Annotated in this window: 21 protein-coding genes; 16 read left to right on the forward strand and 5 right to left on the reverse strand. The window is 72.3% G+C overall.

The window, feature by feature from the left end; translation table 11 throughout:
- Positions 1-53: 53 nt before the first annotated feature.
- The gene (locus tag C8054_RS05280; RefSeq protein ID WP_107155581.1) at positions 54-737 is read right to left on the reverse strand and encodes a response regulator transcription factor; all 684 of its coding nucleotides are present in this window, start codon (positions 735-737) and stop codon (positions 54-56) included.
- 710 nt (positions 738-1,447) lie between these two features.
- A complete protein-coding gene (locus C8054_RS05290) occupies positions 1,448-2,365 on the reverse strand; it encodes a PD-(D/E)XK nuclease family protein (protein WP_107155582.1) in 918 nt (305 codons plus the stop codon).
- 166 nt (positions 2,366-2,531) lie between these two features.
- On the opposite strand from C8054_RS05290, the gene C8054_RS05295 reads away from it, so the two are divergent.
- From C8054_RS05295 to C8054_RS05305, 3 genes are all read left to right on the forward strand, one after another.
- On the forward strand, positions 2,532-3,590 hold the full coding sequence (locus C8054_RS05295; protein ID WP_233219504.1) for a M50 family metallopeptidase: 1,059 nt from the start codon (positions 2,532-2,534) through the stop codon (positions 3,588-3,590).
- Complete coding sequence (locus tag C8054_RS05300; protein ID WP_107155584.1) at positions 3,587-4,531, forward strand: tRNA (adenine-N1)-methyltransferase; 945 nt, start codon at positions 3,587-3,589, stop codon at positions 4,529-4,531. Before C8054_RS05295 ends, C8054_RS05300 begins: the two co-directional genes overlap by 4 nt.
- A gap of 149 nt (positions 4,532-4,680) precedes the next feature.
- Entirely contained in the window at positions 4,681-5,253 is a 573-nt protein-coding gene (locus C8054_RS05305; RefSeq protein ID WP_107155585.1) for a hypothetical protein, read from the forward strand.
- 141 nt (positions 5,254-5,394) lie between these two features.
- On the opposite strand, the gene C8054_RS05310 is transcribed toward C8054_RS05305, so the two are convergent.
- A complete protein-coding gene (locus C8054_RS05310) occupies positions 5,395-5,688 on the reverse strand; it encodes a ferredoxin (protein WP_107155586.1) in 294 nt (97 codons plus the stop codon).
- A 177-nt stretch (positions 5,689-5,865) separates the two neighbouring features.
- Here C8054_RS05310 and arc point away from each other — a divergent pair, with 177 nt between their 5' ends.
- From arc to C8054_RS05350, 8 genes are all read left to right on the forward strand, one after another.
- Positions 5,866-7,647: a proteasome ATPase gene (arc, locus tag C8054_RS05315; protein WP_107155587.1), complete on the forward strand. Its 1,782-nt coding sequence runs from the start codon at positions 5,866-5,868 to the stop codon at positions 7,645-7,647.
- 141 nt (positions 7,648-7,788) lie between these two features.
- Positions 7,789-9,306, forward strand: coding sequence for a depupylase/deamidase Dop (gene dop, locus C8054_RS05320; protein WP_107155588.1), 1,518 nt, complete (start codon positions 7,789-7,791; stop codon positions 9,304-9,306).
- Between the two features lie 106 nt (positions 9,307-9,412).
- Positions 9,413-9,619 carry a ubiquitin-like protein Pup gene (locus tag C8054_RS05325; protein WP_046562769.1) on the forward strand — a complete coding sequence of 69 codons (207 nt, stop codon included), beginning with the start codon at positions 9,413-9,415 and terminating at the stop codon, positions 9,617-9,619.
- Between the two features lie 22 nt (positions 9,620-9,641).
- Entirely contained in the window at positions 9,642-10,328 is a 687-nt protein-coding gene (locus C8054_RS05330) for an endonuclease VII domain-containing protein (protein WP_199199542.1), read from the forward strand.
- On the forward strand, positions 10,247-11,086 hold the full coding sequence (gene prcB / locus C8054_RS05335; RefSeq protein WP_199199544.1) for a proteasome subunit beta: 840 nt from the start codon (positions 10,247-10,249) through the stop codon (positions 11,084-11,086). Before C8054_RS05330 ends, prcB begins: the two co-directional genes overlap by 82 nt.
- 63 nt (positions 11,087-11,149) lie before the next feature.
- The gene (prcA, locus tag C8054_RS05340) at positions 11,150-11,983 is read left to right on the forward strand and encodes a proteasome subunit alpha (protein ID WP_107155590.1); all 834 of its coding nucleotides are present in this window, start codon (positions 11,150-11,152) and stop codon (positions 11,981-11,983) included.
- A gap of 124 nt (positions 11,984-12,107) precedes the next feature.
- Positions 12,108-13,466 (forward strand): Pup--protein ligase, encoded by a 1,359-nt coding sequence (gene pafA, locus C8054_RS05345; protein WP_107155591.1) that lies wholly within the window; start codon positions 12,108-12,110, stop codon positions 13,464-13,466.
- A 60-nt stretch (positions 13,467-13,526) separates the two neighbouring features.
- Positions 13,527-13,751 carry a hypothetical protein gene (locus C8054_RS05350; protein WP_107155592.1) on the forward strand — a complete coding sequence of 75 codons (225 nt, stop codon included), beginning with the start codon at positions 13,527-13,529 and terminating at the stop codon, positions 13,749-13,751.
- 19 nt (positions 13,752-13,770) lie between these two features.
- On the opposite strand, the gene C8054_RS05355 is transcribed toward C8054_RS05350, so the two are convergent.
- Positions 13,771-14,856 (reverse strand): DUF3866 family protein, encoded by a 1,086-nt coding sequence (locus tag C8054_RS05355; RefSeq protein WP_107155593.1) that lies wholly within the window; start codon positions 14,854-14,856, stop codon positions 13,771-13,773.
- 44 nt (positions 14,857-14,900) lie between these two features.
- Entirely contained in the window at positions 14,901-15,890 is a 990-nt protein-coding gene (locus C8054_RS05360; RefSeq protein WP_107155594.1) for a cation diffusion facilitator family transporter, read from the reverse strand.
- 126 nt (positions 15,891-16,016) lie between these two features.
- On the opposite strand from C8054_RS05360, the gene C8054_RS05365 reads away from it, so the two are divergent.
- The 5 genes from C8054_RS05365 (at position 16,017) to tatC (ending at position 19,775) form a co-directional block, all read left to right on the forward strand.
- Complete coding sequence (locus C8054_RS05365) at positions 16,017-17,015, forward strand: YafY family protein (RefSeq protein ID WP_107155595.1); 999 nt, start codon at positions 16,017-16,019, stop codon at positions 17,013-17,015.
- Positions 17,012-18,022, forward strand: a complete 1,011-nt coding sequence (locus C8054_RS05370) for a YafY family protein (protein WP_107155596.1) — start codon at positions 17,012-17,014, stop codon at positions 18,020-18,022. Before C8054_RS05365 ends, C8054_RS05370 begins: the two co-directional genes overlap by 4 nt.
- A gap of 9 nt (positions 18,023-18,031) precedes the next feature.
- A complete protein-coding gene (locus tag C8054_RS05375) occupies positions 18,032-18,280 on the forward strand; it encodes a hypothetical protein (RefSeq protein ID WP_107155597.1) in 249 nt (82 codons plus the stop codon).
- Positions 18,281-18,468: 188 nt separating this feature from the next.
- The gene (gene tatA, locus C8054_RS05380; RefSeq protein WP_107155598.1) at positions 18,469-18,801 is read left to right on the forward strand and encodes a Sec-independent protein translocase subunit TatA; all 333 of its coding nucleotides are present in this window, start codon (positions 18,469-18,471) and stop codon (positions 18,799-18,801) included.
- A gap of 20 nt (positions 18,802-18,821) precedes the next feature.
- Complete coding sequence (tatC, locus tag C8054_RS05385) at positions 18,822-19,775, forward strand: twin-arginine translocase subunit TatC (RefSeq protein ID WP_107155599.1); 954 nt, start codon at positions 18,822-18,824, stop codon at positions 19,773-19,775.
- Positions 19,776-19,804 lie beyond the last annotated feature (29 nt).

Consider the following 19,804-nt stretch of genomic DNA (forward strand, 5'->3'; position numbering starts at 1 on the left):
TCACGGTCAACCCCACGCCGCCGCCGTTGGTCACGGTACGTGAGCGCCGCCACCTATTTCCCGGGCCGCACCAGCCCCGTCTCGTACGCCAGGACCACCGCCTGCACCCGGTCCCGCAGCTTCAACTTGGTCAGCACGTGCCCGACGTGCGTCTTGACAGTGGTCTCGCTGACTGACAGCGCCCGGGCGATCTCGGCGTTGGACAGCCCGCGCGCCACCTGCACCAGCACCTCCCGCTCCCGGTCGGTCAGCGGGTCCAGCACCCGCGGACGACTGGCCGCCGGATCCGGCAGCACGTCGGCGAAGCGGTCCAGCAGCCGGCGCAGGATCCGCGGCGCCACCACCGCCTCCCCGGCCGCCACCGTGCGGATCGCGGTCACCAGGTCCTCCGCCGGCACGTCCTTGGCCAGGAAGCCGCTCGCCCCGGCGCGCAACGCGCCGACCACGTACTCGTCCAGCTCGAACGTGGTCAGCACCAGCACCCGTACCGGCAGTCGGGCGTCCACGATCGTCCGGGTCGCGGCCACCCCGTCCATCCGCGGCATCCGGATGTCCATCAGCACCACGTCCGGCAGCAGCCGCCGGGACAGCTCCACCGCCTCCACGCCGTCGCCGGCCTCGCCCACGATGTCCAGGTCGTCCTCGACCCCGAGCACCATCCGGAACCCGGCACGCAGCAGCGGCTGGTCGTCGGCGAGGAGGACCCGAACCGGTCGGGGCGCGGCGGCGTCGGTCATCGTCTCCCTCGTCGTGCTGGACGGCGGGTCAGCCCGGAACCGGGTTGGCCGGGCCCGGCGGTCGCCGGGCACATCGCCCGGAGACCACCGCCGGCGTCGGCCGGTCCGCAGGAACCACCGTAGAGGGCGACCGGTTCCCGCATACCGACCGCACCGGATCCGATCCCATCGCCCCACCCACCACCCCCACCCACCCCCCGCCCCGCGGGCCCCCACCCCCGCCCCGCGGGCCCCCACCCCCGCCCCGCGGGCCCCCGCTCCGCCCCGCGTCGCTCCGCCCCGCGCTCGCCCGCCCGTTCCACCCACCGCTTTCCGGGAAAGCGTGCTCATCGAGGCCTCTTGACGCACGCTTTCCCAGAAAGCGGCCCCATGGGGTCCGCGCGGCGCGGCGCGCCGTCGGGAGAAGCGAGCCCGTCCGGGGCGGGGGTGACACTTTCTGGGAAAGCGTGGGCATCAGCGCCGGCATGGCCCCACTTTCCGGGAAAGCGGGGCCATGTGCGGGGGAGAGAGGCGGGCGCGGCGTCGGGTGGGGCGCACGGGCGGGCGTGGTTGGAGAGGGGAAGGACGCGCACGGGCGGGAGAGGTGGGCGCGCTGCCATTGGCGGATCGGGGCGTCCGGGCGGGGCGGGTTGGGCGCTGCGCGGCGTAGCGGAGACGACCCGCCCATCGACGGATCCGGACCCCGGGGGCTCACCCGGCGGGGACGGGCCTCACTCGTCGGCCCCGGGACTGGCCGGTCGGGAACGGGCGTCCACCAGCGGGTCGGGCGCGGCGGCGGCCACCGGGAACGGCGGCGGCGTGCCGCCGAAGGTCGGGCAGAGCGCCTGGTGGCTGCACCAGTCGCAGAGCCGACTCGGGCGGGGCCGGAAATCCTGCCGTGCGGTGGCCTGCTCGATCGCCCGCCACAGCGCCACCACCGTGCGCTCGAAGCGCACCAGCTCGTCGGCGTCGGGCGCGTAGTCGCAGACCTCGGCGTCCTTGAGGTAGAGCAGGCGCAGCACCCGCGGCACCACGCCCCGGGTCCGCCACAGCACCAGCGCGTAGAACTTGAGCTGGAACAGCGCCCGCGCCTCGAACGCCTCGCGCGGCGCGCCGCCGGTCTTGTAGTCGACCACCCGCAGCGCGCCGTCCGGGGCCACGTCGAGGCGGTCGAGATAGCCGCGGATGAGCAGCTCGTCGTCGACCACCGCGGAGATCAACGCCTCGCGCTCGGCCGGCTCCAGCCGGCGCGGGTCCTCCACCGTGAAATAGCCCTCCAGCAGCCCCGCCGCCGACCGCAGGAACCCCTCCACGCCGGCCGGGTCGTCGTCGGCGAACAGCGTCGCCAGCTCCGGCTCCTCGGTGACCAGGCGGTCCCACTGCGGGGCGACCAGATCGCCGGCCGACTCCGGGGTGCGCGCCGGGGCCGGCAGGTCGAACAGCCGCTCCAGCACGGCGTGCACCAGCGTGCCCCGGGCCTGCTCGACCGTCGGGCGCTCCGGCAGCCGATCGATGCTGCGGAACCGGTAGAGCAGCGGGCAGGTCTTGAAGTCGGCCGCCCGCGACGGCGACAACGACGCCCGCACCGTGACCGGCGTCGGTGCCGCCGTCGGGTCGCCCTGCGTGTCGATCACCGGATCCGCCGTCATGCCCGGAAGGTTAGGCCACCGGTGTGACACCACCACCGTCGCCGTGCCGGACCATGATCTACAGACGCGTAGCATCGCCGGGGTGGAGCAGCGGACCCGACGGCCGCGCCGGCCCGGGTTGAGCCTCGGCCGGGTCTTCGGCGTGCCGCTGCGCGCCGACGCGTCGATGCTGCTGCTCACCGTCGTGGTCACCGTGCTCTACGCGGCGCTGGCCCGCCGCCAGCTCGACCTCGGCCCGCTCGGCGGTTACCTGGTCGGCTTCGGCTTCGTCGTCTCGCTGCTCGGCTCCGTGCTGCTGCACGAGCTGGGGCACGCGCTCACCGCCCGCCGGTTCGGCATCGGTGTGCGGGGAATCACGCTGGAACTGCTCGGCGGCTACACCGAGATGGACCGGGATGCCCCCGACCCCCGGACCGAGCTGCTGATCTCGCTGGCCGGCCCCGCCGTGTCCGCGGTGCTCGGCGCCGGCGCGGTCGCCGCCACGCTCACGCTGCCCGCCGGCACCCTCGGCCACCAGCTCGCCTTCCAGCTCGCGGTCAGCAACGTGGTGGTGGCGATCTTCAACAGCCTGCCCGGGCTGCCGCTGGACGGCGGGCGCGCGCTGCGCGCCGCGGTCTGGGCGCTCACCCGGGACCGGCACCGGGGCACCGAGGTGGCCGGCTGGGTCGGCCGGGCCGTGGCGCTGGGCACGCTGGCCCTGGTGGTGACGCTCACGCTGCGCCGGGCGCTCGCCCCGCTGGCGTTGCCGCTGCTCCTGCTGGTCGCGCTGACGCTGTGGCGGGGCGCCGGGCAGTCCATCCGACTGGCCCGCATCGGTCGCCGGCTGCACCTGGTCGACCTGACCCGGCTGGCCCGTCCGCTGCTGCCGGTGCCCACCGGCACCCCGCTGGCCGAGGCGCAGCGCCGCCGCGCCGAGGCGGGCACGCCGGACGCCGCGCTCGCCGTGGTCGACTCCGCCGGCCGGACCGTGGCGCTTGTCGACCCGGCGCGCGCCGCCGCCGTACCCCCGGAACGGCGGCCGTGGCTCGCGGTGGACGAGGTGGCGCGCGGCCTGGCGGCGCTGCCCGCCCTGCCGGTCGACGCGGACGGCGAGCGGGTGCTGGAGACCGTCCGCACCCACCCGGGCGCGCAGTACCTGGTGACGGCAGGCGAAGATGTGGTCGGCGTGCTCCACGTCGCGGACCTCGCCCAGCTCCTCGAACCGAAACGGAAGACGAACACGTGACCGCAGAGAACTCCACCGTCCCGGCGCTGCCCCCGGTCCACCGCGGGCCGTTCCGGATCGGCGACCGGGTCCAGCTCACCGACCCGAAGGGCCGGATGCACACCGTGACGCTGGAGCCCGGCAAGGAGTTCCACACCCACCGTGGCATCCTCGCGCACGACACACTCATCGGCCTGCCCGACGGCAGTGTGGTCACCACCGCCGGCGGCGGCACCGCCTTCCTGGCGCTGCGACCGCTGCTCTCCGACTACGTGCTCTCCATGCCCCGCGGCGCGCAGGTGATCTACCCGAAGGACTCGGCGCAGATCGTCGCGATGGGGGACATCTTCCCCGGCGCCAAGGTGCTCGAGGCCGGCGCCGGCTCGGGCGCGCTGTCCTGCTCGTTGCTGCGCGCCGTCGGCACCGAGGGGGAGCTGCACTCCTTCGAGCTGCGCGACGACTTCGCCCAGATCGCCCGGCGCAACGTCGAGGCGTTCTTCAACGGCCCGCACCCGGCCTGGCGGCTGCACGTGGGCGACGTCGCCGACTGCGCCGAGACCGGCTTCGACCGGATCATCCTCGACATGCTGACCCCGTGGGAGATGCTCGACATGGTCGAGCGGGCGCTGGTCCCCGGCGGCGTGCTGATCGGCTACGTGGCCACCACGCCGCAGCTCTCCGAGCTGGTCGAGGCGCTGCGCGAGCGCGGCGGCTGGACCGAGCCGCGCGCCTGGGAGTCGATGGTCCGCGACTGGCACGCCGAGGGCCTCGCGGTCCGGCCCGACCACCGCATGATCGCGCACACCGCGTTCCTGGTCTCCGCGCGCAAGCTCGCCCCCGGGGTCACCGCGCCGCCGCGCCGGCGCAAGCCCAGCAAGGGCGCCGAGGCGTACGCGCAGCGCCGCGACGCCCTGCGCGCCGCGGCGGCGGCCCGGCCGGCGGAAGAGCCCGACCGGTCCTGACCCCCGCCGCGCGAACCGCCACGGTCGGGCGGATCATGTGTGCCCGTGGGGACGACGACACCGGAGACGGTAAGCATGACAGAGCGGACCGGGACGCGCGGTGGGCGCGTCCGTCCCGGCCCCGGCGGTACCGGTCGACGGGAGGTGGCGTGAGCAGTCCCGGCTACGGCAACGGCGAGATGCCCGCCGTCTTCCCCGACTGGTCGCCCTACGCCGACCTGGAATCGGCCGCCCGGGCGTACCTGCGGGACCCCGACATCGCCCTGGAGGCGCTCGGTGGGGTGCTGCGCGGGGCCTCCGTGCTCGGCTTCACGCTGGAACGCTTCGTCAACGAGGTCAACGGGGTGTGGCAGGAGGTCGTCGTCTGCGACGGCAGCCGGCTGGTGCTCTGGCACGGCGAGGACGTGCCGCCGGGGGAGGGGCCGCCCGGCGCGATGACCTCGTCGCTGCGGGTGGTGCCGGTCTCCACGGTCACCGAGGTCGGCTGCCGGCGCCGGCTCACCCGCGCCGACGACGGCACGGTCCGGGTCGACAGCATCGACGTGTACCTGCTGCTCAGCTCGCTTGACGAGGCGCCGCCGAGCGACGAGGCGGCCGGCACCCCGCGGCACGACGCGCTGCGCTTCGGCAAGACGCTCGACGACGGCGGCGCCGGGCAGATCACCCGGCTGGAGGAGTTCGCCCGGCTGGTGGCCTCGGTGGTCGGCCGGCCGATGCTCTGAAGCCGGCCGATGCTCTGAAGCCGGCCTGTGCCCTGAGCCGGCCTGTGCCCTGAGCCCTGCCCGGGGCTCTGAGCCGGCGGCGGCCCGGACGGCACGACGCGGGGCCGGGGACGCCGTCCCCGGCCCCGCGTCAGCCGTGCGTCAGTCCTCGGCCTCCGGGCCGGCCACCTCGACGCCGTCGCTGCCCCGCGTCACGTGGATGCACTCGCCCGGGCACTCCTTCGCCGAGTCGATCACCTCGAGGCGCAGGTGCTCCGGCACGTCCACCCGGGCGCCCGGGGCCTGCCGCAGCTCGCCGTCCGGGCCCTTGACGTACGCCAGGCCGTCGACGTCGAACTCGAAGACCTCCGGGGCGTACTGCACACACAGCCCGTCACCCGTGCAGAGGTCCTGGTCGACCCAGACCTGCAACTGGTCGGTCGCGACGTCGGTCACGAAGCACCCCCCATGTTCTCCCGTCCCGGACTCTGACGGTACCCGAACGCCCGTACCCGCCCGTCGACCAGCCCTTGGCGATCAAGCTTCGGTGACGAGCGCGTTGCGGAGGACCGAATCGGGCTCATAGCGGCTAGTGTTAGCTCAGAACGTTCAAGCCCCCCGGGGAGGTGGGACGTGGCACGCAGCGACGACGCGGACTCGCGCGCCGCACGGTGGGAAAAGGAAGCCCACGATCTCTCCACGCAGGTCGCGTTCCTGCAAGAGGAACTCGCTCTGGTGCGGCGCAAGTTGACCGAAAGCCCCCGACACGTCCGGCAGCTCGAAGAGCGGCTGGCGGCCACCCAGGCACAGTTGGCGCGGCTGACCGAGAACAACGAGCGGCTCGTGAGCACCCTCAAGGAGGCTCGCGCGCAGATCGTGACGCTCAAGGAGGAGATCGACCGGCTCGCCCAGCCACCCAGTGGCTACGGCGTCTTCCTGGCGAAGCACGACGACGGCACGGTGGACGTGTTCACCGGCGGGCGCAAGCTCCGCGTCGCCGTCTCGCCCTCGCTGGAGACCGACGAGCTACGCCGTGGGCAGGAGGTGCTGCTCAACGACGCGCTCAACATCGTCGACGCGTTCGGCTTCGAGCGGGTCGGCGAGGTGGTGATGCTCAAGGAGATCCTGGTCGGTCCGGACGGCGCGCCGGGTGACCGGGCGCTGGTGGTCTCCCACTCGGACGAGGAGCGCATCGTGCACCTCGCCGAGACGCTGATCGGCAGCCCGATCCGGGCCGGCGACTCACTCATGATCGAGCCCCGCTCGGCGTACGCCTACGAGCGGATCCCGAAGAGTGAGGTCGAGGAGCTGGTCCTGGAGGAGGTGCCCGACGTCGACTACGAGGACATCGGTGGCCTCCAGGCGCAGATCGAGCAGATCCGCGACGCGGTGGAGCTGCCGTTCCTGCACGCCGACCTGTTCCGCGAGCACCAGCTCCGGCCACCGAAGGGCATCCTGCTCTACGGTCCGCCCGGCTGTGGCAAGACGCTGATCGCCAAGGCGGTGGCCAACTCGCTCGCCAAGAAGATCGCGGAGCGGTTGGGCAAGGACCGGCACACCAGCTTCTTCCTCAACATCAAGGGTCCCGAGCTGCTCAACAAGTACGTCGGCGAGACCGAGCGGCACATCCGGCTGATCTTCCAGCGCGCCCGGGAGAAGGCCGGCGAGGGCACTCCGGTGATCGTGTTCTTCGACGAGATGGACTCGATCTTCCGCACCCGCGGCTCCGGCGTCTCCTCCGACGTGGAGAACACCATCGTTCCCCAGCTGCTCAGCGAGATCGACGGCGTGGAGGGGCTGGAGAACGTCATCGTCATCGGCGCCTCCAACCGGGAAGACATGATCGACCCGGCGATCCTGCGGCCCGGTCGGCTCGACGTGAAGATCAAGATCGAGCGGCCGGACGCCGAGGCGGCCAAGGACATCTTCACGAAGTACGTCCTGGCCGATCTGCCGTTGCACGCCGACGACCTGGCCGAACACGGCAGCGATCCGCAGGCCACAGTGGCCGCGATGATCGACGCCGTCGTCCTGCGGATGTACTCCGAGACCGAGGAGAACCGCTTCCTCGAGGTCACGTACGCCAACGGCGACAAGGAAGTCCTCTACTTCAAGGACTTCAACTCCGGCGCGATGATCCAGAACATCGTGGACCGGGGCAAGAAGATGGCCATCAAGGAGTTCCTCACCTCCGGGCGCAAGGGGCTGCGGTTGCAGCACCTGCTCGACGCGTGCGTCGACGAGTTCCGGGAGAACGAGGACCTGCCCAACACCACCAACCCGGACGACTGGGCCCGCATCTCCGGCAAGAAGGGCGAGCGGATCGTCTACATCCGCACGCTCGTCTCCGGCGGCAAGGGCACCGAGGCCGGCCGGTCCATCGAGACCGCCAGCAACACCGGCCAGTACCTCTGAGACCGGCCCGACCGGGGCGGCGCCACACCGGCGCCGTCCCGGTCGGTCGTCTCCGAGCGGGACGGCGCGCCACCTACCGTCGATGTGCCGACTACGCTCGACGTGACGGGGACCGGGACGGCGAGCGGAGCGGGCAGGTCGATGAGCGTCAGACGGATCATGGGCACCGAGGTCGAGTACGGCATCTCCGTGCCCGGCCAGGCCGGAGCCAACCCGATGGTCACCTCCTCGCAGGTGGTAAACGCCTACGGGGCGCGACCGGAACTCAACCGGGGCGGACGGGCCCGCTGGGACTACGAGGAGGAGTCGCCACTGCGCGACGCCCGCGGTTTCACCTACTCCGGGGCGGCGTACGACCCGGCCGAGGCACTGGCCGACGAGGACCTCGGGCTGGCCAACGTGATACTCACCAACGGCGCCCGGCTCTACGTCGACCACGCCCACCCCGAATACTCCACCCCGGAGGTGACCACCCCGCTCGACGTGGTCCGCTGGGACAAGGCGGGCGAGCGGGTGATGGCCGAGGCGGCCCGACGGGCCGCCACCATTCCGGGCACCCACCCGATCCATCTCTACAAGAACAACACCGACAACAAGGGCGCCAGCTACGGCGCCCACGAGAACTACCTGATGCGCCGGCAGACCCCGTTCGCCGACATCGTGGCGTACCTGACGCCGTTCTTCGTGACCCGGCAGATCGTCTGCGGCGCCGGCCGCGTGGGCATCGGCCAGGACGGCGGCCAGAGCGGCTTCCAGATCTCCCAACGTGCTGACTTCTTCGAGGTCGAGGTCGGGCTGGAGACCACGCTCAAGCGACCCATCATCAACACCCGCGACGAGCCGCACGCGGACGCGGACAAGTACCGCCGCCTGCACGTCATCATCGGCGACGCCAATCTCTCCGAGATCTCCACGTTCCTCAAGGTCGGCACCACGTCGCTGATCCTCGCCATGATCGAGGAGAAGGCGCTCGGCGCCGACCTGGGCATCGCCGATCCGGTGGGCGAGTTGCGCGCGGTCAGCCACGACCCGTCCCTGAAGCACCTCATGCGGATGCGTGACGGCCGCCGGCTGACCGCGCTGGACGTGCAGTGGGCCTACCACGAGCGGGTCCGTTCCTTCGTGGACGAGCGGTACGGCCCCGACGTGGACGCGCAGACCGCCGACGTGCTGGACCGCTGGGAGAGCGTGCTGGACCGGCTCGGCCGCGACGCCTTCGAGTGCGCCGACGAGCTGGACTGGGTGGCCAAGCTGCGGGTGCTGGAGGGCTACCGGGAGCGGGAGAAGCTCGGCTGGGGCTCGCACAAGCTGCAACTGGTCGACCTGCAGTACTCCGACGTCCGGCCGGAGAAGGGCCTCTACCACCGGCTGGTCCAGCGCGGCTCGATGAAGACGCTGCTCACCGACGAGCAGACCCGCAGCGCGATGACCGAGCCGCCGGAGGACACCCGCGCCTACTTCCGCGGCCGGTGTCTGGCCCAGTACGCCTCCGAGGTGGTGGCCGCGAGCTGGGACTCGGTCATCTTCGACGTGGGCCGGGAGTCGCTGGTCCGGGTGCCGATGATGGAGCCCGAGCGGGGCACCCGCGCGCACGTCGGTCAGCTCTTCGACAGGTGCGAGAGCGCCAAGGATCTGCTGGAGCTGCTGACCGGCGGCTGAGCCGGTTGCCGGAAGGCCCGTTGCGTGCCGAACCCGGCGCGCGGCGGGCTTTTCGTCGCCCGCGCGAGGTAAGTTGATCGCAGGCGATCGTGGAGGAGGCACCACCATGGCGACGCAAGAGGGTGGTCAGACCCAGTCCGGCAAGTCCCACGAGGAGGTCGAGGAGGTCACCGCGCAGGCCAACCCCGAGGTGGCCGAGCGGCACGCCGAGATCACCGAGGACGTCGACGACCTGCTCGACGAGATCGACTCCGTCCTGGAGGAGAACGCCGAGGAATTCGTCAGGGGCTATGTACAAAAAGGGGGGGAATAGGGCATAGCTGGTTAAATCGGACATGCCCAAGAACTCTGACGACCGGGATGGCTACCGCCGTTGTCCGGACTGCCACGAGTGGAAGCCGCTCGAAGAGTTCTGCGCCAACAGTCGTCGCCCTGACGGCCGGGGCAGTTACTGCAAGCCCTGCTTCAACCTTCGTTCGAAGGCGAGCTACGCCAGGCGCCTGAAGGAGAAGCAGGGGCGAGAGGTGCGGGAGCTGCCAGCCGTTCCGGATGGCCACCGTCGTTGCCCGACATGCGGCGAGACGAAAGTGCTTGACGACTTCCCGCGCAATCGGTCCGGGCGGGGTGGCTACGGCCGATACTGCAAGCCGTGCCACAACGAGAAGGGCAAGGAAACGCGGCAGCGGCTCTACGGCGGTAGTCGCGAGTACCACCTGCGTCGCCGCTACGGGGTCGGGGAGAAGGAGTTCCAGGAACTCCTGGCCGAGCAGGGCGGCGTGTGCGCGATCTGCCGGCGTCCCGATCCGGAACATCTGGACCACGATCATCGCACCGGATGGGTCCGCGGGATACTCTGCTTCAACTGCAACGGCGGTCTCGGCCAGTTCAAGGACAACCTCGACACCCTGGCCGGGGCGATCACATACCTGAGAGGAACCACGTGGCAGCGGGTTTTGATCCATCCGGGCGTCTTCCAGATGTGTTCACCAACGCGGGGACGTCCTCCTTCACCACGTTCCTGAGCAAGGCGGCCCCCGAGATGCTGCCGGGTCGTCGGCCGCTGCCGCCCGGCATGGCCGCCGACCTGGCGCCGCACGCGACCACCATCGTGGCGATCGCGGCCGCGAACGGCGTGGTCATGGCCGGCGACCGCCGCGCCACCATGGGCAACCTGATCGCCCAGCGTGACATCGAGAAGGTGCACCCGGCCGACGCCTACTCGCTCGTCGGCATCGCGGGCACGGCGGGCATCGGCATCGAGCTGATGCGACTGTTCCAGGTGGAGCTGGAGCACTACGAGAAGATCGAGGGCGCGATGCTCTCGCTCGACGGCAAGGCCAACCGGCTGGCCTCGATGATCCGGGGCAACCTGGGCGCGGCCATGCAGGGCCTGGCCGTGGTCCCGCTGTTCGCCGGCTTCGACCTGGCCGCGAGCGACCCGGCGCGGGCCGGCCGGATCTTCAGCTTCGACGTGACCGGCGGCCCCTACGAGGAGACCGGTTACGACGCGATCGGTTCCGGTTCGCTGTTCGCCAAGTCCGCGCTGAAGAAGCGCTTCCGGGCCGGCCTGTCGGTCGACGACGCGACGCGGCTGGCCGTCGAGGCGCTCTACGACGCCGCGGACGACGACACCGCCACCGGCGGCCCCGACCTGACCCGGCGGATCTACCCGGTCGTGATGACCGCGACGGCCGAGGGCACCCACCGGCTCACCGACGCCGAGACGGCGGCGATCGCGGAGAGCGTGGTGTCCGGTCGGATGGAGAACCCCGGCGGCTGACCCCGCTCGCACGTCCACCGAGTCAGCAGTCCCGCACCACAGGTACGAAGGAGAACCACCGCCGTGGCCATGCAGTTCTACGCCTCGCCCGAGCAGATCATGCGCGACCGCTCCGAGCTGGCCCGCAAGGGCATCGCCCGGGGCCGCAGCGCGGTGGTCCTGAGCTACGCCGGCGGGGTGCTCTTCGTCGCCGAGAATCTGTCCAGCACGCTGCACAAGGTCAGCGAGATCTACGACCGGATCGGCTTCGCCGCGGTCGGCCGGTACAACGAGTTCGAGAACCTGCGGCGCGCCGGAGTGCGGATGGCCGACCTCAACGGCCTGAGCTACGACCGGCGCGACGTGACCGGGCTGGCGCTGGCGAACGCGTACGCGCAGACGCTGGGCGCCATCTTCACCGAGCAGTCGAAGCCGTTCGAGGTGGAGATCTGCGTGGCCGAGGTGGCTGCCTCGCCGGACGACGACTCGCTCTACCGGGTGACCTACGACGGCTCGGTCAACGACGAGCCGGGTCGGATGGCGATGGGCGGCCAGTCCGAGGCGATCGCCGGTGTGCTGAAGAACGAGCACCGGCCGGAGATGTCGCTGTCGGAGGCGGTACGCGCCGCGATGAAGGCGCTGAGCAGCGTCGGCGGTGAGGGCGGGGCGGCCCGGACGATCGCGGCGAACCAGTTGGAGGTGGCGGTCCTGGACCGGCGCCGGGTGGGCCGGACGTTCCGCCGGATCACCGGCGCGGCGCTGACCGCGCTGCTGGAGGGCGACGCGGAGGCGGACGTCGCGCCGGCGCCGGGCCGGGCGAAGACGCCGACGGTGCCGACCGAGGAGGCGAAGAAGCCGACCACGTCGGCGGGTTCGGCCGACCTGGAGGGCAATCGGGAGGACGCGCCCGGCGAGTGAGGCCGGTTTCCGAACCCCGCCACGTCGCTGACGTGGCGGGGTTCGTCGCTGTCCGGGGACCCCGGCGTACGACGCTGACGGCGGGCGCTGCCCATCGGGGGCTCCGGGCGGCTAATGTCTCATCATGGAGCGGCGAATCTTCGGCCTCGAGACCGAGTACGGCGTCACCTGCACCTATCGCGGGCAGCGCCGGCTTTCCCCCGACGAGGTCGCGCGGTACCTGTTCCGACGGGTGGTGTCGTGGGGCCGGTCGAGCAACGTTTTCCTGCGTAACGGGGCTCGCCTCTATCTGGACGTGGGCTCGCATCCGGAATACGCGACTCCGGAGTGCGACTCGGTGACCGATCTGGTGGCGCACGACCGGGCCGGCGAGCGGATCCTGGAAGGGCTGCTCGTCGACGCGGAGAAGCGGCTGCACGACGAGGGCATCGCGGGCGAGATCTACCTGTTCAAGAACAACACCGATTCGGCCGGCAACTCGTACGGCTGCCACGAGAACTACCTGGTGTCCCGGCACGGGGAGTTCGGCCGGCTGGCCGACGTGCTGATTCCGTTCCTGGTCACCCGGCAGTTGATCTGCGGTGCGGGCAAGGTGTTGCAGACGCCGCGCGGCGCGGTCTACTGCCTGTCGCAGCGGGCGGAGCACATCTGGGAGGGCGTCTCCTCGGCGACCACCCGGAGCCGGCCGATCATCAACACCCGGGACGAGCCGCACGCGGACGCGGAGCGCTACCGCCGGCTGCACGTCATCGTCGGCGACTCCAACATGAACGAGGTCACCACGCTGCTGAAGGTCGGCACCGCCGACATCGTGCTGCGAATGATCGAGGCCGGCGTGGTGATGCGGGACCTGACGTTGGAGAACCCGATCCGGGCCATCCGGGAGGTGTCGCACGACATCACCGGCCGGCGCAAGGTTCGGCTGTCCTCCGGCAAGGAGGTCTCGGCGCTGGAGATCCAGCAGGAATACCTCGCGAAGGCGACGGAGTTCGTGGAGCGCCGGGGCGGGGACCAGACCGCGAAGCGGGTGGTGGAACTGTGGGGGCGGGTACTGCGGGCGGTGGAGACCGGCGACCTGGACCCGGTGGCACGCGAGATCGACTGGGTGAGCAAGCTCAAGCTGATCGAGCGTTACCAGCGCAAGCACGACCTGCCGCTGTCGCATCCGCGGGTGGCGCAGATGGATCTGGCCTATCACGACCTGCGTCGCGGACGGGGCCTGTACGGGTTGTTGGAGCGTCGGGGCGAGGTGGACCGGGTGGCGAACGACCCGGAGATCTTCGAGGCGAAGGAGACGCCGCCGCAGACGACCCGGGCGCGGCTGCGTGGTGAGTTCATCCGGCACGCGCAGGAGAAGCGGCGTGACTTCACCGTCGACTGGGTGCACCTGAAGCTGAACGACCAGGCACAGCGCACGGTGCTCTGCAAGGACCCGTTCCGCGCGTACGACGAGCGGGTGGAGCGGCTGATCGCCAGCATGTGAGCGCGGCGGCGGCCGGTGCCTTGGTGCCGGCCGCCGCGGCCCCGGTAGGCTGGCCCCGCCATGGACACTTCCGAACCGCAGGGCCGCGAGCGCGGCCAGACCTCCGGCCGCGAGCGGGACGGCGGCGCCGAGAAACTCAACTGGATCGACCGGCGGCGGGAGAAGATCCGCGCCGAGATCGCGCGCAACCGCCGCGGTGACCACAAGGTGCCGACGTGGGCGATGGCGGTCGCGCTGGTGGTGATCGTGGCGGCCTGGGTCGGGCTGATCGTCTTCTTCGGCTGAGGTCGGTCGGCGGGTTGGCTCAGCCGAGCAGGCCGGCGGCGTATCGGCCGGCGGCGGCCGCGGCCAGGAAGTAGGCGTGGTCGGCGTCGAGACCGCGGCCCATCGTCGAAAGCCCGACCGGGCTGGCGCGCAGCGCCGCGTCGAGGCCGTCGGTGGGCACGGTGACGACGCGGTGTCGGTCCGCGAGTGGTGCCAGCGCCGCGGTCACGTCCGTCGCCAGTTCCGGGTCGAGGCCGTCGGGCACGACCAGTTCCGCGGGGGCCAGCGCGACCCGGCCGTACGCGGTGAGGCTGTGGTGGGAGACGCCGCGGTGCCGGGGGCGGGAATCGGCGTCGGAGATCCGCAGCGAGCCGACCGGGCGTCCGCCCAGCGTGGCGACCGCGTTGACGGCTTCACCGACGGCGACGCCGGAGAAGCCCCAGCGGGTGCCGGTGCCGAGGTTGCCCGGCCCCTGGGCGACGATCGTCAGGTCGGCGTGGAGCACGTGCCGGGCGGCGAGCAGGCCGCTGTGCAGCGTGCTGGCTTCCAGGTCGCCGCCGAACGCCTGGCCGACGCTGACCGTGCCGGCGAGGTGGTCGGCGAGACCGGCGAGGGTGCGGGAGAACCAGGCGGGCAGCGCGCCGCCGTCGGTGAGCAGGTACGCGACCCGGGCGTGTGGGGCGTCGGCGTGCACGCCGGCCAGGATCGCCGGCAGGGCGGAGTGCAGGTCGGCGGTGACCACCGGCATCCCGTCGACGGACTCGGCGGTGGCCAGCCGGTGGTGGTGCGGAGAGGCTTCCTCGTCGACGCCGAGCAGGATCGGTTGCAGCGGCGTGTAGCGGGCCTTGACGAGGTGCCCGGCGTCCCGGCTGTCGCCGGCCTGCGGCGGGTCGGCGGGGAGCCGGTCGGGCAGCGCGACGACCAGGGCGTAACCGCCGGTGCCGAGGCCCATCAGCAGCGCGCCGGCGTTGAGCAGCACGCGGTCGCCGGGTTCCGGGTCGCCGACCAGCGCCGGGTAGGCCAGGGCCCGCATCCGGGCGCCGTCGGGCAGGTCGACGTCGAGTTCCACGGCGCCGGCCCACCGTCGTCGAACCGCCGTGACCGTGCCGGACCGCCATCGCACCATGACCGGCAACCTATCGGCCGGCGGCGGGGCGGGCGACGGCCGGGTCAGGCGTCCTGGTCGACGGGGCGGCCGGTCTCGTCCTGGGTGGTCCGGGCGCGCCGGCCGGCGGCGCGGGACCGGGTGGGGTCGAGGAAGACGTACCCGATCTCCGGGAACCGCCCGGTGAGCCGGCGTTCCGCCTCGTCGGCGGCGGCTTCGATCTCGGCGCCGGTGGCGTCGTCGCGGAAGTCGACCTTGGCGGCGACCAGGATGTCCTCCGGGCCGAGGAACATGGTCATCAGTGTGTCGATCCGGTCGACCGTCGGCAGCGCGGCCAGCTCCTGCTCGATCTGCCGGTGCGTGCGTTCCGAGACGGCGCGGCCGACCAGCAGTGAGATGTTGCTGTGGGCCAGGATCGCGGCGACCACCAGCAGCAGCACGCCGATCAGGATGGAGGCGACGCCGTCGTAGAGTTCGTCGCCGGTGAGGTGGGACAGGGTGAGCCCGGCGGCGGCGATGAGCAGGCCGATCAGCGCGGCGCTGTCCTCCAGGAAGACGGCCTTGACCGTGGTGTCGGCGGTGAGCCGCAGGTAGCGGCGGGGGGTGGTGCGCCAGCGCCGGGACTCGCCGCGCACCTGCCGGACGGCCCGGGCCAGCGACACCGACTCGATGGCGAACGAGATCGCCAGCACCACGTAGGCGACCAGGTAGTCGCCGGTGTGTTCGTGCACGAGGATGGTGGTGACGCCGTGGGTGATGGCGAAACCGGCGCCGGCCACGAACGTGAACAGCGCGGCGAGGAACGCCCAGACGTAGCTCTCCTTGCCGTACCCGAACGGGTGCCGGGGGTCGGCGGGCCGCGCGCCGCGACGCAGCGCCAGGTAGAGCAGCACCTCGGTGGTGGTGTCGGCGACCGAGTGGGCGGCCTCGGAGAGCATCGCCGCGGAGCCGGAGAGCAGACCCGCGACCAGCTTCGCGATCGCGATGGCGAGGTTCGCCGCGCCGGCCACCACGACGGTGCCGACGCTCTCGGTCTTGACTTCCGGTTCCGCCATGGGCTCACCCTATGGCCGGTCCGGACGGGCCGCCCGGTGACCCGGACGGGGCCGCTCGGGTGGTGACCGCGCGCCGCGCCCGCGTGGGTGCCCGCGTCGGACGCGCGGGCTGCTAGCGTTCGGTACGTGTCCCGGACCCGTACCGAACGCCTGGTCAACCTGGTGATCTGCCTGCTGTCGACGCGGCGTTTCCTGACCGCCGCCCAGATCGCCGCGACCGTGCCCGGCTACGAGCACGACCCGGACGACGCCAAGGACCATGAGGCGTTCCAGCGCAAGTTCGAGCGCGACAAGGCCGAGCTGCGGGAGCTGGGCGTGCCGCTGGAGACCGGCACGGCGAGCGTGTTCGACGCCGAGCCGGGCTACCGGATCGCCCACCGGGAGTACGCGTTGCCCGACATCCCGCTCGAACCGGACGAGGCCGCCGCGGTGGGCATCGCGGCCCGGCTGTGGCAGCACGCCGGCCTGGCCGCCGCCGCCTCGTCGGGGCTGGCGAAGCTGCGTGCCGCCGGCATCGACGTGGACCCGCAGGCCACCCTGGGTCTGGAGCCGATGGTGACGGTCGATCCGGCGTTCGCGCCGCTGACCGCCGCCGCGCGGGACCGCCGGGAGGTCGCCTTCGACTACCGGGTGCCGGACCGGGACGCGCCGACCCGCCGCCGGGTGCAGCCGTGGGGCGTGGTGTGTTGGCGCGGCCGGTGGTACGTGGTCGGTCACGACCTGGACCGGGCGGCGACCCGCTGCTTCCGGCTTTCCCGGGTCGTCGGCGCGGTCCGGGCGACCGGTGCGCCGGGGGCCTACCAGCCGCCCGCCGGGGTGGACCTGATCAGTCACGTGGCCCGCTGGTCGGGGCCGGTGGAGCGCACCGGTCGGGCGACCGTGCTGGTCACGCCGGGCCGCGCCGCGGGGCTGCGGCGCTGGGCGGTGGAGAGCCACGCCGGGCCGGACGGGGACCGGCTGGTGCTGCCGTACGCCGACGCCGAGTTCCTGGCCGGTCAGATCGTCGGGTACGGCCCGGACGTGCGGGTGCTGGAGCCGCCGGAGGTCCGGGAGGCGGTCATCCAGCGGTTGAAGGAGGTCGCGGCCCGGCACGACGAGCTGGCGGTGGCCGGGGGTGCCCGGTGACCCGGCCGGCGGCGGCCCGCGCCGGCCGTGCCTCGGCCGACCGGCTGGCCCGGCTGCTCAACCTGGTGCCCTACCTGCTGGCCCGCCCCGGCATCGAGATCGCCGAGGCGGCGCACGACCTGGGCGTGACCGAGCGGCAGCTCCGGGAGGATCTGGAGCTGCTCTGGGTGTGCGGGCTGCCGGGTTACGGCCCCGGTGACCTGATCGACATGGCGTTCGACGGCGACCGGGTGACGATCACCTACGACGCCGGCATCGACCGGCCGCTGCGGCTCACTCCCGATGAGGCGTTGGCGCTGGTGGTGGCGCTGCGGATGCTCGCCGAGACGCCCGGGGTGGCGAATCGGGAGGCGGTGGAGCGGGCCCTGGCGAAGATCGAGAGCGCGGCCGGTGACCTGGGCGGCGCGCCGGTGGAGGTGCTGCTGCCCGGCGACACCGACCGGGTGCGGGAGCTGCGCGCCGCGGTCGAGCGGGGCCGCGCGCTGCGGATCACCTACTACACGCCGGCGCGGGACGAGTCCACCGAACGCACCATCGACCCGTTGCGGATGCTGTCGGTGGGTGGCCGGGCGTACGTGGAGGCGTGGTGCCGCCGCGCCGAGGCGGTCCGGCTGTTCCGGGCCGACCGGATCGACGCGGTCACCGAGCTGCCGGAGCGGGCCGTGGTGCCGCCGCAGGCCCGCCCGCACGACCTGCGCGACGGCGTGTTCCGGCCGTCGGCCGACCTGCCGTTGATCACGCTGCGGATCGGCCGGGGCGAGCGGTGGATCACCGAATACTATCCGTGCGAGCGGGTCGAGGCCGACGGCGAGCAGTGGCTGGTGTCGCTGCGGGTCACCGACCTCGGCTGGGCCCGCCGGTTCGTGCTCGGGCTGGGCCCGGACGCGACAGTGGTGGCCCCGGCCGAGCTGGCCGAGCAGGTCCGCGCGCAGGCGGTCGCCGCGCTTGACGCGTACGCGGTCCCGACCGGCACCGCCGATCCGGCGGCCGCCGGCGTCACCCGATAGGCTGACCGCGTGGTGATGTGGATCGTGCTCGGGGTCGTGCTGTTCGCGCTGGTCGTGCTGGCCCTGGCGGTCCGCCCGGTGGTGGCCCGGCTGCCCCGGCTGCGCCGTTCGGCGGTGGCGTTGCAGCGCCGGGCCGTCGAGGCGGAGTCGCTGCGTTCGGCCGCCGAGGAGTTGCAGGCGCGGGCCGAGGCGCTCCAGGAGCGGGCGACCGTCGCGCAGGAACGGGTCACGTTGATCAAGGCCAAGCGCGGGGAGTAGCGATCGACGCGTGCCGTTTCCCACCCGAATGCGCCACGACGGGTGGTTGACGGGACACTTCGGGTTGGCCGAGACTTCACCGACCGGGTCGGCACCAGCGGGCCCGGCGGGGGTGGCAAGCCGCTGCGACCCACGTACGATGGGCGGCGACCCACCTCACCACCGACACAGAGCGACTGGAGCTTCCCATGGGTGCCCTCAAGCCGTGGCACATCGCCGTACTCGTGGTCGTGCTGATCCTGCTGTTCGGCGCGAAGCGGCTCCCGGACGCGGCCCGCTCGCTGGGCCGTTCGCTGCGGATCATCAAGGCCGAGACGAAGAGCCTGCACGACGACGACCGTGACCTGGCCGAGAAGGCCGACGCGCAGGCCGCCTACCAGCCTCTCCCGCCGCAGCAGCCGGTCCAGGGCCAGCAGCAGTACGCGCAGCCCCAGCAGCAGTACCAGCCGCAGTATGCTCCGCAGCCGCAGCAGCCGGTCGCCCCGCCGGTCGACCCGGTGCAGCGCGTCCGCGAGAACTGATCCGAAGGGGCCTCATCACCGTGGCCTTCGGGTTGAAGAAGCGCGGGCCGAGCACGTTCGCGCGCGCCGCCGACGGCTCGATGACGCTCATCGAGCACATCCGCGAGCTGCGTAACCGACTCTTCCGGGCCTCCCTGGCGGTCGTGGTCGGCTTCGGCTTCGGTTTCTGGCTGGCCGAGCCGGTCCGGAAGTTGCTGTCGCAGCCCTACTGCGACCTGCCGCAGTCGGTCGATCCGGACACCGGCAAGTGCCTGTTCGTGCAGCTCGGCGTCGCCGACGTCTTCCTGCTGAATCTGAAGATCGGCCTCTGGGTCGGCCTGATCATCGCCGCCCCGGTCTGGCTCTACCAGCTCTGGGCGTTCATCGCGCCCGGCCTGCACCGGCACGAGCGGCGCTACGCGTACATCTTCACCGCGCTCGCCGCTCCGCTGTTCGCCGCCGGTGCGGTGCTGGCGTTCTTCGTCACCACCAAGGGACTCGAGTTCCTGCTCAACGTCTCCGGCGACGACATCGCGACCAACCTCGAAGTGACTCGCTACATCTCCTTCGTCACCAACCTGATCCTGCTGTTCGGGGTGGCGTTCGAGTTCCCGCTGATCGTGCTGATGCTCAACTTCGTCGGCCTGGCCAGCGCCAAGCGGCTGCTGAGCTGGTGGCGGGTGGCGATCTTCGTGTTCTTCGCGTTCTCCGCGGTGGTCACGCCGACGCCGGACCCGTTCGGCATGACGGCGCTGGCGGTCTGCCTCTCCGCGCTCTACTTCGGCGCGGTCGGGGTGGCGTTCATCAACGACCGACGGCGCGGGCGGGGCCGGGAGGTCTACGCCGGCATCGCCGACGACGAGGTGTCGCCGCTGGACCTGTCCGACGAGCCGGTGCCGACCGGTGGCCGGATCGAGGCGTCCGCCCCGGTCGCGGCCCCCGAGCCGGTCGCCGCGCCGGCGCCGATCGAACGCCGCTACGACGACATGACCTGACCGTCCGGTCCGCAGTCGAACGCCGTCCC

The sequence above is a fragment of the Micromonospora sp. RP3T genome, from assembly GCF_003027925.1.
In the GTDB taxonomy this organism is placed as follows: Bacteria; Actinomycetota; Actinomycetes; order Mycobacteriales; family Micromonosporaceae; genus Micromonospora.

Coding starts and splice junctions, on each gene's coding strand:
- C8054_RS05330 (WP_199199542.1), top strand. CDS start 9,642: ATGCCCAAGAACTCTGACGACCGGGATGGCTACCGCCGTTGTCCGGAC.
- C8054_RS05325 (WP_046562769.1), top strand. CDS start 9,413: ATGGCGACGCAAGAGGGTGGTCAGACCCAGTCCGGCAAGTCCCACGAG.
- C8054_RS05280 (WP_107155581.1), bottom strand. CDS start 737: ATGACCGACGCCGCCGCGCCCCGACCGGTTCGGGTCCTCCTCGCCGAC.
- tatA (WP_107155598.1), top strand. CDS start 18,469: ATGGGTGCCCTCAAGCCGTGGCACATCGCCGTACTCGTGGTCGTGCTG.
- C8054_RS05295 (WP_233219504.1), top strand. CDS start 2,532: ATGCTGCTGCTCACCGTCGTGGTCACCGTGCTCTACGCGGCGCTGGCC.
- C8054_RS05360 (WP_107155594.1), bottom strand. CDS start 15,890: ATGGCGGAACCGGAAGTCAAGACCGAGAGCGTCGGCACCGTCGTGGTG.
- C8054_RS05350 (WP_107155592.1), top strand. CDS start 13,527: ATGGACACTTCCGAACCGCAGGGCCGCGAGCGCGGCCAGACCTCCGGC.
- pafA (WP_107155591.1), top strand. CDS start 12,108: ATGGAGCGGCGAATCTTCGGCCTCGAGACCGAGTACGGCGTCACCTGC.
- C8054_RS05290 (WP_107155582.1), bottom strand. CDS start 2,365: ATGACGGCGGATCCGGTGATCGACACGCAGGGCGACCCGACGGCGGCA.
- dop (WP_107155588.1), top strand. CDS start 7,789: ATGAGCGTCAGACGGATCATGGGCACCGAGGTCGAGTACGGCATCTCC.
- C8054_RS05355 (WP_107155593.1), bottom strand. CDS start 14,856: ATGGTGCGATGGCGGTCCGGCACGGTCACGGCGGTTCGACGACGGTGG.